Source organism: Mesorhizobium sp. RCAM 05099, from assembly GCF_059683685.1.
In genome coordinates this window covers 3,780,172-3,793,327 of record NZ_CM185035.1, presented here as the reverse complement: position 1 = coordinate 3,793,327, position 13,156 = coordinate 3,780,172, and the positions used below count along the sequence as shown (strand labels likewise).

The 13,156-nt window shown below is 56.7% G+C and carries 15 protein-coding genes and 1 tRNA gene; 7 read left to right on the top strand and 9 right to left on the bottom strand.

Annotated features, from left to right (window positions below; all coding sequences use genetic code 11):
* Window positions 1-6 precede the first annotated feature (6 nt).
* Genes AC56QQ_RS18600 through arcC form a run of 3 tightly spaced genes read left to right on the top strand, consistent with a single transcriptional unit; the run spans window position 7 to window position 3,159 of the window.
* Window positions 7-1,221, top strand: coding sequence for an arginine deiminase (locus AC56QQ_RS18600; protein ID WP_497122952.1), 1,215 nt, complete (start codon window positions 7-9; stop codon window positions 1,219-1,221).
* A 17-nt stretch (window positions 1,222-1,238) separates the two neighbouring features.
* On the top strand, window positions 1,239-2,240 hold the full coding sequence (argF, locus tag AC56QQ_RS18595) for an ornithine carbamoyltransferase (protein ID WP_497122951.1): 1,002 nt from the start codon (window positions 1,239-1,241) through the stop codon (window positions 2,238-2,240).
* A gap of 1 nt (window position 2,241) precedes the next feature.
* Window positions 2,242-3,159, top strand: coding sequence for a carbamate kinase (gene arcC / locus AC56QQ_RS18590; protein WP_497122950.1), 918 nt, complete (start codon window positions 2,242-2,244; stop codon window positions 3,157-3,159).
* A gap of 42 nt (window positions 3,160-3,201) precedes the next feature.
* Here arcC and AC56QQ_RS18585 read toward each other — a convergent pair whose 3' ends face one another.
* Window positions 3,202-3,450 (bottom strand): exopolysaccharide production repressor protein, encoded by a 249-nt coding sequence (locus AC56QQ_RS18585; protein WP_497122949.1) that lies wholly within the window; start codon window positions 3,448-3,450, stop codon window positions 3,202-3,204.
* Between the two features lie 213 nt (window positions 3,451-3,663).
* On the opposite strand from AC56QQ_RS18585, the gene AC56QQ_RS18580 reads away from it, so the two are divergent.
* From AC56QQ_RS18580 to AC56QQ_RS18570, 3 genes are all read left to right on the top strand, one after another.
* Window positions 3,664-4,311 (top strand): helix-turn-helix domain-containing protein, encoded by a 648-nt coding sequence (locus AC56QQ_RS18580; protein ID WP_497122948.1) that lies wholly within the window; start codon window positions 3,664-3,666, stop codon window positions 4,309-4,311.
* A gap of 49 nt (window positions 4,312-4,360) precedes the next feature.
* The gene (locus tag AC56QQ_RS18575) at window positions 4,361-4,882 is read left to right on the top strand and encodes a GNAT family N-acetyltransferase (protein WP_497122947.1); all 522 of its coding nucleotides are present in this window, start codon (window positions 4,361-4,363) and stop codon (window positions 4,880-4,882) included.
* 260 nt (window positions 4,883-5,142) lie between these two features.
* A tRNA-Ser gene (locus tag AC56QQ_RS18570) sits at window positions 5,143-5,232 on the top strand.
* A gap of 204 nt (window positions 5,233-5,436) precedes the next feature.
* Here AC56QQ_RS18570 and AC56QQ_RS18565 read toward each other — a convergent pair.
* A complete protein-coding gene (locus tag AC56QQ_RS18565; RefSeq protein WP_497122946.1) occupies window positions 5,437-6,105 on the bottom strand; it encodes a DUF4145 domain-containing protein in 669 nt (222 codons plus the stop codon).
* Between the two features lie 304 nt (window positions 6,106-6,409).
* On the opposite strand from AC56QQ_RS18565, the gene AC56QQ_RS18560 reads away from it, so the two are divergent.
* Complete coding sequence (locus tag AC56QQ_RS18560) at window positions 6,410-7,975, top strand: hypothetical protein (protein WP_497122945.1); 1,566 nt, start codon at window positions 6,410-6,412, stop codon at window positions 7,973-7,975.
* Between the two features lie 222 nt (window positions 7,976-8,197).
* Here the strand turns inward: AC56QQ_RS18560 and AC56QQ_RS18555 are convergent, their stop codons facing one another.
* The 7 genes from AC56QQ_RS18555 to AC56QQ_RS18525 all read right to left on the bottom strand — a co-directional run bounded on the left by AC56QQ_RS18555 (window position 8,198) and on the right by AC56QQ_RS18525 (window position 12,597).
* Window positions 8,198-9,538 carry a recombinase family protein gene (locus AC56QQ_RS18555; protein ID WP_497122944.1) on the bottom strand — a complete coding sequence of 447 codons (1,341 nt, stop codon included), beginning with the start codon at window positions 9,536-9,538 and terminating at the stop codon, window positions 8,198-8,200.
* A 167-nt stretch (window positions 9,539-9,705) separates the two neighbouring features.
* Entirely contained in the window at window positions 9,706-9,960 is a 255-nt protein-coding gene (locus tag AC56QQ_RS18550) for a helix-turn-helix domain-containing protein (protein WP_497122943.1), read from the bottom strand.
* Between the two features lie 266 nt (window positions 9,961-10,226).
* On the bottom strand, window positions 10,227-10,688 hold the full coding sequence (locus AC56QQ_RS18545; RefSeq protein WP_497122942.1) for a hypothetical protein: 462 nt from the start codon (window positions 10,686-10,688) through the stop codon (window positions 10,227-10,229).
* Window positions 10,689-10,698: 10 nt separating this feature from the next.
* Window positions 10,699-10,896: a hypothetical protein gene (locus AC56QQ_RS18540; protein ID WP_497122941.1), complete on the bottom strand. Its 198-nt coding sequence runs from the start codon at window positions 10,894-10,896 to the stop codon at window positions 10,699-10,701.
* A gap of 255 nt (window positions 10,897-11,151) precedes the next feature.
* Window positions 11,152-11,583: a hypothetical protein gene (locus tag AC56QQ_RS18535; RefSeq protein ID WP_497122940.1), complete on the bottom strand. Its 432-nt coding sequence runs from the start codon at window positions 11,581-11,583 to the stop codon at window positions 11,152-11,154.
* 34 nt (window positions 11,584-11,617) lie between these two features.
* Complete coding sequence (locus AC56QQ_RS18530) at window positions 11,618-11,857, bottom strand: hypothetical protein (RefSeq protein ID WP_497122939.1); 240 nt, start codon at window positions 11,855-11,857, stop codon at window positions 11,618-11,620.
* On the bottom strand, window positions 11,854-12,597 hold the full coding sequence (locus AC56QQ_RS18525; protein ID WP_497122938.1) for a hypothetical protein: 744 nt from the start codon (window positions 12,595-12,597) through the stop codon (window positions 11,854-11,856). Before AC56QQ_RS18525 ends, AC56QQ_RS18530 begins: the two co-directional genes overlap by 4 nt.
* Between the last annotated feature and the right edge of the window lie 559 nt (window positions 12,598-13,156).

The window sequence follows — 13,156 nt, the reverse complement described above, 5'->3', positions numbered from 1 at the left end:
GACGCGATGACAAGCCTGGGTGTCCATTCCGAAGTCGGCCGTCTGCGCGAGGTGATGGTCCATCGTCCGGATCTCAGCCTGCGCAGGCTGACGCCGGAGAACTGCAAGGCGCTGCTGTTCGACGACGTGCTGTGGGTCAAGCGAGCCCGCCAGGAGCACGACGTCTTCGTCGATGCGTTGCGCGAACGCGGTGTGCTGGTGCATTCCTTCGGGGAACTGCTGACAGAGACAATGAACCTGGCCAAGGCCCGCGACTGGCTCCTCGACCGCCGGGTTCATCCCGGCGTCGTCGGGCTGGACATGGTCGACGAAATGCGGGGATGGCTCAATGAGATGCCGTCGGAGCAACTGGCGTCTTACCTTGTCGGCGGCATTGCCCGGGCGGAGCTTCCTTTCGAGCCCAAAGGGCTGACCGGAAGGACGCTAACCCCCCAGGATTTCGTGCTGCCGCCGCTGCCAAATCAGCTTTTCACCCGTGACAGCTCATGCTGGATTTACGCTTCGGTTTCGGTCAACGCCATGTACTGGCCCGCCAGGCGCCCGGAAGCGGCCAATGTCGAAGCCGTCTATCGCTTCCACCCTCGCTTTCGCGACAGCGGCGTCCCCTTTGTTTCGCCAGACTTGGGAACAGGCACCAGCCTGGAAGGCGGTGATGTCATGCCGATTGGTGGCGGAACGGTTCTCATCGGCATGGGAGAGCGCACCACGCCACAAGCGGTGGGCGACCTCGCGCGCAGCCTGTTCGCAGCCGGCGAAGCCACGCGTGTGATTGCCGCGCTGATGCCGCGAGACCGCAGTTTCATGCATCTCGATACCGTCTTCACTTTCTGTGACCGCGATTTGGTGACCATGTATCCGCCAGTGGTCGAGCGGCTGCGCACCTTCTCGCTGCGGCCAGGCGACGGAAAGTCGGCGGTTGAGGTCACCGATGAGAAAAAACCGTTCACCGAGGTGGTGGCGGAAGCACTTGGGCTGAAGTCCCTGCGGATCATCGCCACGGGCGGCGACCGCTACGAGGCCGAGCGCGAGCAATGGGACGATGGCAACAATGTCGTTGCGGTCGAGCCCGGTGTGGTCATCGGCTACGACCGAAATGTCTACACCAACACGCTTCTGCGCCGCGCGGGAATTGAAGTGATAACGGTCGAGGGCGCCGAGCTTAGTCGCGGTCGCGGCGGCGGGCACTGCATGACCTGTCCGATTGCCCGTGACCCGATCTGACCCGAAAGGAAATCCCCATGTCGATGAATCTTCACGGTCGCTCCGTGCTCACGCTGGACGATCTCACGGCCGACGAGATCCGATTTCTCCTGAAACTGGCCGCCGATCTCAAGGCCGCCAAGCTCGCCGGGCACGAGATGCCGCGTCTTGTCAGGAAGAACATCGCGCTGATCTTCGAGAAGGATTCGACGCGCACGCGGACGGGGTTCGAAGTGGCGGCCTATGACCAGGGCGCCCACGTCACCTATTTCGGCCCCACTGGCAGCCATATCGGCCACAAGGAATCGATGAAGGATACCGCCCGCGTGCTCGGCCGCATGTACGACGCGATCGAATATCGCGGCTTTGGCCAGCACCAGGCCGAACTGCTCGCCGCGCATGCCGGCGTGCCCGTCTACAACGGCCTCACCGACGAAGCGCATCCGACGCAGATCCTCGCCGATTTCATGACCATGCGCGAATTCACGCACAAGCATCTCTCGGACATGACCGTCACATTCGTTGGCGAAGGGCGCGACAACGTCGCGCTGTCGCTGGCGCTGGGTGCCGCCAAGGTCGGCATCGACATGCGCATTGCCTCGCCAAAGGACCTATGGCCGGATGAAAAATTCTGCGCCCATGTCCGGGAGCTGGTGGAACATAGCGGCGGCCGCTTCCGACTCGACGAGGATGTGATGAGTTGCGTCCAGGATGCCGATTTCATCTATACCGACGTATGGATGTCGATGGGCGAGGACAAATCGGGCTGGGCCGAGCGCATTCGCCTTTTGAAGCCATATCGTGTCACCAGCGAGGTGATGGCTGCCGCCGGCAACCCCCACGTGAAGTTCATGCATTGCCTGCCGGCGTTCCACGATACCGAGACGGAGATAGGTGCCTTCGTCGCGAAGGAATACGGGATCGACTGCATGGAGGTCACCGACGAGGTGTTCGAATCGGCTGCCTCGATCGTCTTCGACCAGGCGGAAAACCGCATGCACACCATCAAGGCCTTGCTCGTCGCCACGATCGGCAATTGAGATGCGCATCGTCGTTGCGCTTGGCGGAAACGCACTGCTGCGTCGTGGAGAGCCGATGACGGCCGGGAACCAGCGCGCCAACATTGTGCGCGCCGCCTCGGTGCTCGCCGAACTCGTCGGCGAAGGGCACTCGATCGTAATCACGCACGGCAACGGACCGCAGGTGGGGCTTCTGGCCCTGCAGGCGGCGGCGACCTCGGATGGCGGCACATTTCCACTGGACGTGCTCGGCGCCGAGAGCGCCGGCATGATTGGCTATGTGATCGAGCAGGAGCTCGGCAATCTCCTCACGCAAAGGCTGTTTGCGACGCTGCTGACGCAGGTGAAGGTGGATCCGCACGATCCGGCTTTCGCTCATCCGACGAAGCCGATCGGCCCGGTCTACGACGAAGCGACGGCACGCAAGCTTGCCACCGAACGCGGCTGGCAAATCGCACCCGATGGCGACAAATGGCGCCGCGTCGTGCCCTCGCCCAAGCCGCTGGCGATCCTGGAAGCATCCGTGATCTCGTTCCTTGTCGAACGCGACGTCATCGTCATCTGCACCGGCGGCGGCGGCGTTCCCGTGGTAGCGCGGGACGATGGCAGCCTTTGCGGCGTGGAGGCCGTTATCGACAAGGATCTGGCAAGCTCGCTTCTTGCCCGCCAGTTGAAAGCCGACATGCTGCTGATGCTGACCGATGTCGATGCCGTCTATGTCGACTTTGGAACCACCACCGCTCATGCGCTCCAGCGAGTGACGCCCAAGGAGATATCCGGGCGGAATTTTCCCGCTGGCTCCATGGGACCGAAGGTCAGTGCCGCAATCGAATTCGTTGAAGCGACCGGCAGGCCAGCCGCGATCGGCAAGCTCGATGACGCCGTAGAAATCGTCAGAGGAAATCGCGGCACACGGCTCGAAGCCGGCGCCCCGCTTTGAGGCGCGCCGGACGGCGGATGAGGCACGCAGTTTGGCCTGGCCCTAGAAAAGCGTGCTGTCGTGATGGAATGGCCGAACACGGCTGGGAGACGCCGAGTTTGCCGTAGCGTCACCCGTCGCGCGTTTGTAAACCAGGCGTATGACAAAGGCGAAGTATCCGACCTGCAACAGGACTAGGTCGACGATCGCCCAGCCGAGTGCGCTCCAGATTGAACCGGTTGCCGTGTAGGCCCAGAGGGCCACGACGCCCGACGTAAAAAACATTCCCACCAGAAATTGCGGAAAATACATCGCTGCTCACCAGCCGTTCCGATGCAAGGGTTCGAAGCGCGTTGCCATCGCCCAGAGCAAAAGAACATTCTAGCGATCGGAGTGCCTGGCCGCTTGATATGAATCAACAAGCTGGACGGCCAGATTAGGTAGTTTCCCGTAGGGACATAACCGAATTTCGCCACCCACGGATTCGCGCGATTGCTGTGTCGCGGATCAACCGGGAAAACAGCCATGCACACCTACACGACCTCCAGAATTGCCCTGCCGTCACGGTCCCCCCAGCCGACCCTGCCTGAGGCTTTCGAGCCCGCGCTGCTGCAGCCGCTGAGCTTCTTTCCCGCCGGCGCGGAAATCTATGCCCAGGGCGAGAAGGCCGGGCCCTTCTACCAGGTCGAGTTCGGCGCCGTCCGCATCTACCGCCTGCTCGCCGATGGCCGTCGCCAGATCAGCGCCTTTCACCTGGCCGGAGAGACATTCGGCTTCGAGGCCGATACCACGCACCATTTCTTCGCCGAGGCAATCAACGCCACCGGCATCCGCGTCTTTCGCTTCGCCACGGGTGCGGACATCTCGCGTCAGGTGCTGCCCCTGGCGCTCAAAGGGCTGACCAGGGCGCAGGAACACCTGTTGGTCCTCGGCCGCCAGAATGCCATCGAACGCGTCGCTGCCTTCCTCCTCGACATGGCCGAGCGGCAGGGCGGATTGCAGCCGATCGAGCTGCCGATGTCGCGCATGGACATCGGCGATTATCTCGGCCTCACCATCGAGACCGTGTCGCGGGTGCTGACCCGGCTGAAGGACAAGGGCGTTATCCGCCTCACCAGCCTGCGCAGCATCGAAATCGTCAAGCACGAAGCGCTTCAAGATATGAGCGAATGACCAACGGACAGCGCAGTGCTTCCGAACAACCGAGGATTAGAGGCCGTATATGACCACGAATAGCGCGATTACCACACGTACCGGATTTCAATTCGAGGTGCGCCGCGCGCGGCCTCAAGACGAACCGGCCTTGGCGGAGTTCTTCACCCATGTGACGCCAGACGACCTGCGATTTCGCTTTCTCGGCGGAGTGAAGGAAGTTTCGCACGAGCGGCTTGTGGCAATGACGCGGTCCGATGATGCACGGATACACAATTTTCTTGCGTTCTCGACCGACGGAATGCTGATCGCGGTCGGGACACTCGCGTGCGATGAGGCTCGTCGGCACGGAGAGGTCGCGATTTGCATCAGAGCGGATCGCAAGCATATGGGCGTCAGCTGGGAACTGCTCGCTTACATAGCCAGATATGCTGAAGGCTTGGGCCTCCATACAATCGAGTCGATCGAGAATCGCGAAAACCGTGCAGCTATCGAGCTCGAACGTGACATGGGGTTCACCGTCACGGCCTACCCTGACGATCCGACCCTGGTCCTGGTTCAACGCCAGCTGGGCAGTGGACTACCGAACTAACTGCCCCAGCTTGCCAGTTTTCAGAGTCCGGAGTTTGCTGCCCACGGCCTTTCCTCCTCCGTGGGATCGCAGCACGTCGGCGCGCCGATCGGCAGCCTCATGTCATGCTTGGAATGCAGGCGGATGCTGCTGAGCAAGTTGACGTGGCGATCCGGAGCGCGGTAAAGGCGAAGGCGTGAACGCCCTTTCGGTAGCAAAATGGCAGCAGCAGCCACCCTCGGCTCCTGTCGTAAGCCAGAAAATCTAACGAAATCAGGCACGGAGGAATGGCCGAGCGGTTTAAGGCACCGGTCTTGAAAACCGGCGTGGGTGCAAGCTCACCGTGGGTTCGAATCCCACTTCCTCCGCCAGTCAACCCCTAAAATGCCTTGGAATACGTGGGGTTTGGCGATTTTCGGTTAGTGACCGACTAACCAATTGACTAACCAGTGTGGTTAGGCGGCACAAACCAAATTGCGAAAAATCCCATCCGATTGTCACCGTAAGCATTGCGGTGTCTAATTCATGCGGGTTTGGGAAGGGTTTCGCATGTCAGATAATGCGTCCGACAATGACTATGGGGCCTTCTTCAATGCGGTCAAGCGCGTCAAGAGCGACGTATATTGGTAGACCGCTTTCAAAAGTTCTTTTGCCAGTTCAATTGCCAGTTCCGCCTCTACCTCCCCGATTTTGTCGTAATCCTTCGCTTCAATGTGTGCGGCATCGTTCCCGAGAATGCGTAGCTCGTCGGCCGCAGTTAGAAGTTCCGTTGGAATTATCGCCACAGCGCTCAACGCAGCTACCCTGGCCTTCAGGTTCGCTCCATTTGCCTTTTTGTCCTCGCACAATTCTTCAAGCGTTCGGCGGATCATTAACGCCGACGCCCGATAGCAACCCGAAGCGTGGCATTTGATAGCCTCCTCTAGCGACGACAAAATGCGGGGAGGCAAGTTGGAGGCATCGAAATCAATTACTTCTGCCGGAAACGTCACCTTTTCATCCGTCCCAGCGATTTGCGCGAAGAAAAGGACAGACCTGCATTCAGGATTGGGACAGAGGCGGATACCAAATTTCTTGGTCCCGGCGTTCCTGAAATTTCCGCCGGGCTCTTTCACATGAAGGGTACTTTGCACGTCATTTATGCCGATCCCGCCAAAACTCCCAACATGCCGACAAGCAGGACAACGGATATTCAGGGCAGTAGCGTTGAACGGCGTAAAAGCTCCCGACGACTTTAGGTCCAAAGCTCCCCCCTTTTTTGAAAATGGCGGCGTAGTTGCCTCTTATGCCATTACCAAAGATCATGCTCTCTACAAAAGCAATTCGTCGCAATTTTCCACTGCGTTGAATGGCTAACTCGCTGTTAGGCGTTGCCTTCTGTCGCGTTTTCGTCGTCCAGTGCGGTACGTTCGTTTCGCTACCGCGCTCATCAAACGCTATGGGAAAGGTGCGCTCTTTGCCACGGTCGAGAGGGCGCTATTCTGTACAAGTTGTGACCGTGGAGGGCCGGTCCGGCTCGAAATTCACAAATTACCAGGGGGGGGTAGCGTGCCGAAGCAACTTAATAGGGTTGACCCTGCCAAGGCATTGGAACTTCTGAAATGGGGTTTCTCCAATACCGATGACGGATACGTTCTTTGCATGATTTGGGCGGCGCACGCCATCCAAGACGGTCGCGAAGGTCACGCGAAGCGGTTTCTTAACTTTCCAAAGGAAGCTGTCACAACGAGTCTGGATTCAAAATACAGGGCTTTCCCCTGGGATCTCGAAACGTTAATTACTGTTGATTTCAATACACTTAAGCTTCGCACCGCAGTTGCACCGTTGAAAACAAACGAATTCAACACGGTAGCAGATGTCGTGAACCTTCTCCGCTCCGCTGAAGATAATGAAACACCGGGCCGCGTCGATGAGACTAATGTACTGATGGAGCTTCACCGTATCAGTCATCGGCAATTTGGTTGGCAACGTAACTTCGCCAATACCCAAGACATTTATAGATACATCTACATCTACGGACAGGGTGATTGCGCAGCATTCTTCGAGGCCAAATACGGAGTTTCAATTGTAGAGTTTTTCGCAGTTGCGTTTGCTTACTACGCTTACCTGTCGCGAGGTCCTTGGTGCTCTCCACTTAAGGAACTCGACGCCTTTAGCGTGTCCTCTGATGCGCTCAGTAAGAGTTTGAGTCTTCTCTCTTGCGACGTTTGGCAGGCAAGACGGAAATCGAAAGAGCTTCTAAGTAAATTCGCGGAAAATGCTGAGTCCGAATTGCCAACGATTTATCAGCCAAGCTATCTGAGGATCAAACCCATCGTGCGCAGGGACTTGGGTTTGAGGCAGGAGTATATCGCCCCTCTTCCCACCCTTATCGTCCTGCGCGCAACGCTAGGCTTGTACTATGATTTACAGGGTGGTGGAACATCAATCACAAACGATGCAACAATGCGTTTCGAGCAGTACGCACGTCGGACGATAACTGCACATTGTCCCGGCTTCGAAGCTATGCCTGCGTTTCAGTATGTTCATAAGGGCAATCGAGTGGACACGCCCGACGCCCTTGTGCGTCGAGATGGGAGCGTAGTAGCCGTATTTGAATGCAAGGCCACCAAACTAACGTTTGAAGCTCAATATGCCGAGGATCCGGTAGAGGCTGCGAAGTCAGGTTACTCACAGATTGCCAAGGCAATATTTCAACTCTGGCGTTTCTTTTCTCACGTCCGCCGTGGGATCATCGATTGCGATGTGGCTCCGGATGCGCCAGCTATCGTGCTGACGATGGATGCTTGGACCCAAATGTCGCGAGGATTGCGCGACACTTTGGTCGCCGAGGCTATAAAAATAGCTGAAGAGAAAGAGCCAGACTTGATCGAGGAGGACAGGCGACATCCGATCTTCTGCCCGATCCAGGAATTGGATCGGATTCTTGTGACGTCGAATGAAGACCAAGTGCTGGCGACGTTCCGAGCGGGCAAGGAGTTGCACTATCAAGGATGGAGCATTCAACAAGTGCGAGATGATGCGGTGCCAGCGCTCACCGAGGAAAAGAGGTATGCATTCGATCCGAGCGAATTGCTGCCTTGGTGGCGGAAATTGCCCGACGGGCGCGGCTGACGCGGACGTGAAATCGGAACCAATTAGGCCCGTCATTTTTGTGCCTATCGATTTGGCGTACGGAGAACCCCTCCGCCGCAATCGTTGAATTCTAGGCGCTTTCCAGCGCGACTAACCTTTTCGACCAACCGTCTCGGCAACGAACCGGTCCATCCGCTAGCGTCCGTTTGAATGTTTGCTGCTCATGTCGGTCAGTTTCTCGGCAAGCTCTGTGCTTCCAATCTAGGCATTCCTCTCCGGTCGCGTCTCGGCCGATTTGCAGCGTTGAGCGATAGTTCGCTTTCGAGCTGCGGAAACACTCTCGCTCATTGTCGTAGGAAAGCCAGCTAGGCCATAGGCGTTCACGACCGACCCGAAGCGCTTGATGAAAAGTTTGTGATTTGGGAGGTGGCGGTCCCTGTCGATCAAAGCGATTGTGACGTATCCGAACTTTGCGTGCAGTCGGCGAATGCCGTGTAACAGCTCTTCATCCGAGTAGTATCTACCTCGTTGACCGGTCGGGAGGCACATAAAACCAACCGTCCTATACACCGCTGACAGGCTGCCGAAGTGCGCCCAATATGCGTGAGAGGATGGTGTGTAGGGGCACTTGTTGATCATTGCCTGCGAAAGCCTCTTTTTCTCTCGAAAGAGTCGCTTCAGACTTCTGATCATGTCGGGCTCTCGGAGAGGGTAGACCCGCCTAAGCCTGAATAGCCGCTGCGCTCGCGCAAATAGTTTGGGATCGACAATGGGCTCCATCACCTTGGTTCGCACCCAAAGATCCGGAGGGTTCCGACTTACCGGTTTTTTCATTTTGTGGTTGGTCCGATTAAAGACGTAGTATCCGACCATCAACTCGCTGCGGAGGACGCCCTTGACCCGTCCCCAGCTCCATAAAGCGCCATCTGTCGACGGTATCTTTTCGTCGTGCAACGTCTTGGCGATGTTCGCAATGCTCCGCTTCTGCAGGACGAACATCCGGAAGATTCGCCGTACGATTTTGAGTTCATTTTGGGGGCCGGGCATAAACAATACGCGGTCTGAGTTCAGCCCCTTGCGCTCGCCCGGCCCCAGCCACAATTTTGGCGTTCCATCCTGGCTAACCAATAGCCGTCTTATGCCATACAAGGCGGGGCCGCCCTGCTTAAACCCAAGACCAGCTTGCTGGATGTGCGCTCGGCAGATTTTGCTGGAAAGTTCGCGGCTGTACTCGGCTGCCATTACCCGCTTGAGGTTCTTGACGATACTGGCGACCATGCTGCCGTCATTCTCGAAGGGCTCTCCGCAGTAGTGGACATTGACCCCAGCATCTCTACAGATGAATTCGTAGTGAGCGGCTTGATCAGTGTCCTGAAATCTCCCCCACCTGCTTACATCCAACACCAGTATCGCGGCGTACGTCCGTTGGCCCGTCACAACATCGGTGAGCAACTTCTTCAGGCCATCTCTTCCTTTCAGGCTGAGCCCGCTCTTGCCTGCGTCAACATAAGTTTCGACAACCGCAAAGCCCCTGTCTTCAGCATACTCAGCAATGGCCGCGATTTGATTGTCCAATGAATACCGCTGATGCTCGGTCGACATGCGAATGTACTGAGCCGCAGGAATTCGGAGACCAGTTGTGAGCACAGTCACTATAGTGACCCCTCAAGCATGGTGTACCGCGAGCCATATCGGAGCGTTACGGCTGTCGATTAATATACGTTATCCAGAAGTTGCGATACGGACACGTTTTGGCGTGCCCGGCCTCGTCAGAATAACTCCTCGATGTCTGTAGCGCTGCTTTTGCTGCGCTGACGGACGACGAGTTCAAGATCGAGGGAGGAGAGTGCCGCCATCAATGTGCGCAACTGCACCGCAGGCTTGCCTGCTTCGAGATGCGATATAGTACCTTGGCGAAGGTGGGTTCGATCGCCAAGTGCACCTTGGGTAAGGCCAGCCTTCCGGCGTGCGCGGCGTAGTATGGCGCCAAGCTGCTTTTCGTTGCGTGCGATGACATCCATCATCTAAGCCTCCACCAATGATACGCGATAGCGTATAAACTAGACATATACGCGATCACGTATGAAAGCGAGTCTTATGAGTCCATCGCCAGGCCGTCGCCTCAACAATGTTGCCGCCGGCTGGCGGCGATCAAAGCGATAACAAACGGTGCAAGGCGCTCGCGTCCATCCACCCCTGCGAATACCCCTGCCCGATTACGTTGAGTTGATCGCGTTGCATTTGTTGCGATTTGCCGCTGCTAGCTCCTGATTGGATAACTGCTGCTCTGTCATTGAAGCGCCTTTGGTGTAGACGATGCGGCATACGCTGCGGCCATCGCGGCAAAACCTTCCGGGTCGGATGCTCTGGCCTTCGCGATAAAATACAGTTGCTCGCCTTGCGCCTTACGCTTCAAAGCCGGCTCGCAAACGATGCGACCGGCTGCTGCCAGAACGTCGGCAAACTCCATTGAACCGGCAAAATAGTCGTTCATGGTATTGCCGAAGGCTTTGACCGATGCGTTAGGCATTTGGTTGCCAAGCCACGCGGCAAATATCGTCAGGTCGGCGGCGTCCAGACAAAGCTTATTGTCAGCAACAGACGTGCGTTCCGTGGTAACGTCGAAGCGCTCAATTCGGATCGCATGTGGATTGATATGCGGATCGGTGCAATTCTGTATCTGAACAATCCTGTTATGCAGAAGCGCAACGTAAACGTTGGCGCTTTCGACATAGATTATCTGCGAGGTCATTGCTGTTGCCCTATTCATCGAAGTCGATAGTTGCTTCGATTGGATTGCCGTCGTAATCGCCGAACACGATGGCCAATCTTCCATTCGTAAAAGGCTCATTTCCGCTCAAATTGCGCCGCTCACGTGCGCTCAGATTGTGAAGCTTGGTCAAATTGCCGTCCAAGATTTCCGCTTCGAGCTTTGCGTTGTTGAAGTATGTGATACGCATCGTCATGTTCCTTGTGTGGGTTCAATCGAATATCGAGTGACGCCATATCGGCGGTTTTTGGACCATCGTGCAATGTCGTCGGCTCTTATGACCAATATCTTCCCGTGTCGGTTCGCGATTGGAAACGAATTGAACGACTGCATATAGTAGAGGCGTTGCATGTCCCATTCGAAGATGGACGCGGCAAAGGTTTCGTCAACGAATTCGCAAGAGGGTATTGCGACTGCCTCGTTTTGCGTTGTTGTCATGATGTCTCTAGCCATTGATCATCCGACGGTAGGCTTCGGACGCTTCTTCGTCCGATACATTCACAGGAAGCGTAGTGGTGTGTTGCTTGTCGTCGCTGGCGTCCTTATGAACGGCGTCCAAATTCCGGGCCTTCTCAATGGATGTCATCAGTTGGCGAAGCTCGCCGGAATTGATCTCGCCTTGGGAATACGCTTCGATTGGATCGCCGTTTGGGATCATGGCGGGTATGCCACCCATAGGAACGAGCATCTTCAGCAACACTGACAGCAATTGTGTATCGCCACCGAGCGCGGCGGAAATAGCGGTTGTAATGATCGCATCGCCGTGTTTGGTAAGATGTTCCAATGCACGGCGACGATGCGAGATCGCACCCGGCGCGCGTCCACCAAGCTTATTCCCGGGCAAGAACCTGCCGGTAATTTTGTCTTTGTCACCCATCAAGAATTCCGTTTAAATTTCGGTAATTAGCGGTTCACAGCCATTCAATGCGCCGTCCGTGCAGTGCCAAAAAGGCGGCTACATCTGCGGTCCGGGTGTATGTGCAATTGCCACGGCGTGGCGATGCTGGCGGGAAGGCAAATCGCTTCCGCCACAGGGATAGGACTGAGCGAGATTGACCGCCGAGCGCCTTGCTGAGCGTCAGGTTGTCAATCTCGACCACGGCGGGCAGATAGACCGTCGCCGGCAGCGTTGGGCCGCTCGGCAGGATCACGCGCTAAGCTCCGCCCATGCTGTTTCAGGGGTCTTGCCGGTCGCGGCTGCGACGTAACGGACTGTCGAGCGGAGCGTGTCAGCCAAAAGCTGGATGCGTTCGCCGCGCTGCTTATGCTGCTTAAAGACTGCGCTTGCGGCTGCGAATGCTGCATCTTGGTCAATGCCGGTTGACAGTGGGGATTTCAGGTCCGGGCGTCGAGCATAATCGGCGGCAAGTCCAGACCGGACCAAATGACCGTTGATGTTATGCCGCTCCCGGACAGCCGCGACGATCTCATCAGGCATGCCGAGGCGACCCAGATCACCATTGCGCGTGAGTGCGCTGCTCTGGACGAAAGACAGTTCCGCAACTGCCTGGATGCGCTCCGGCAGCGGTAGTGCTTCGATACGTCCGACGAAAGCGGTTTCCCAAGCAGCGTTTGTCAGCGCTCCCGGTTCGGCTGATCTAGCATCAGCTTCGGCAAAATTCCGCGCGGCCTTCTGACCTTCGGACAACGCCGATTTGAACCTTGGCTTGAAGATCGTCTCAACGGCGCGAGTGTTCTCCGCAGGCTGCGCATCATCCTTAAATGTCGCCGCGTTCTGCACTAGCTTCTCATGAAGACCGGCATGGGCGCTGACAATCATCTCGGCGGCCTGTTGTGTGTCGCCGGTGGCGATCTCATCCGGGATGTACACGGCCTCACCTTCGATTTTGAATATTGGTCCGCGCGGTGTCTTGGTATGTGTGGGGTCCATAAATCTATCCTTCTCTGAAAATAATTAAATCTATGTACGGACTGTGTTCCGAGAAGTCCGGTCAGGTCAATGCCCGGTTGACGACTTATTTATCGCAATTATCATATTTCTTTACAGCAACATTTTTGATTTACCGAATTACTTTTGAAATTGTCGCAACCCTAATTGCGCAGCCATTGCATGTTCGAGCGCGACCAAGGCGTTGACCAACGCAAATGATGAATTTGACTAGTCGAGTGGTTAGATACCGGGGGATCATCAGGACCGACCGTGTGATTTGAGCAATGCAATCAACGCGTTGATAATCACGGGTTCGACAGACGATATCTCCGCCAAGGACAAATCTCACAACGCGCACTTGCGCAAAGATCGGCGATTGCTGAAAAGTTAGATGGGATCGGCGCGGTGCTGGCTTTGATTTGGTTGATCGGCGCTTAGGCAAATGAGACGCAAGTGGTCACACCGAAAGCGCGGTCGTGGGGTCCCAACAAAGAGCGCGCCGTTGCCCCAATCGCAATTCGGTCGCATCTGGAAACATTACAAGGATGAAGTCCGCTAC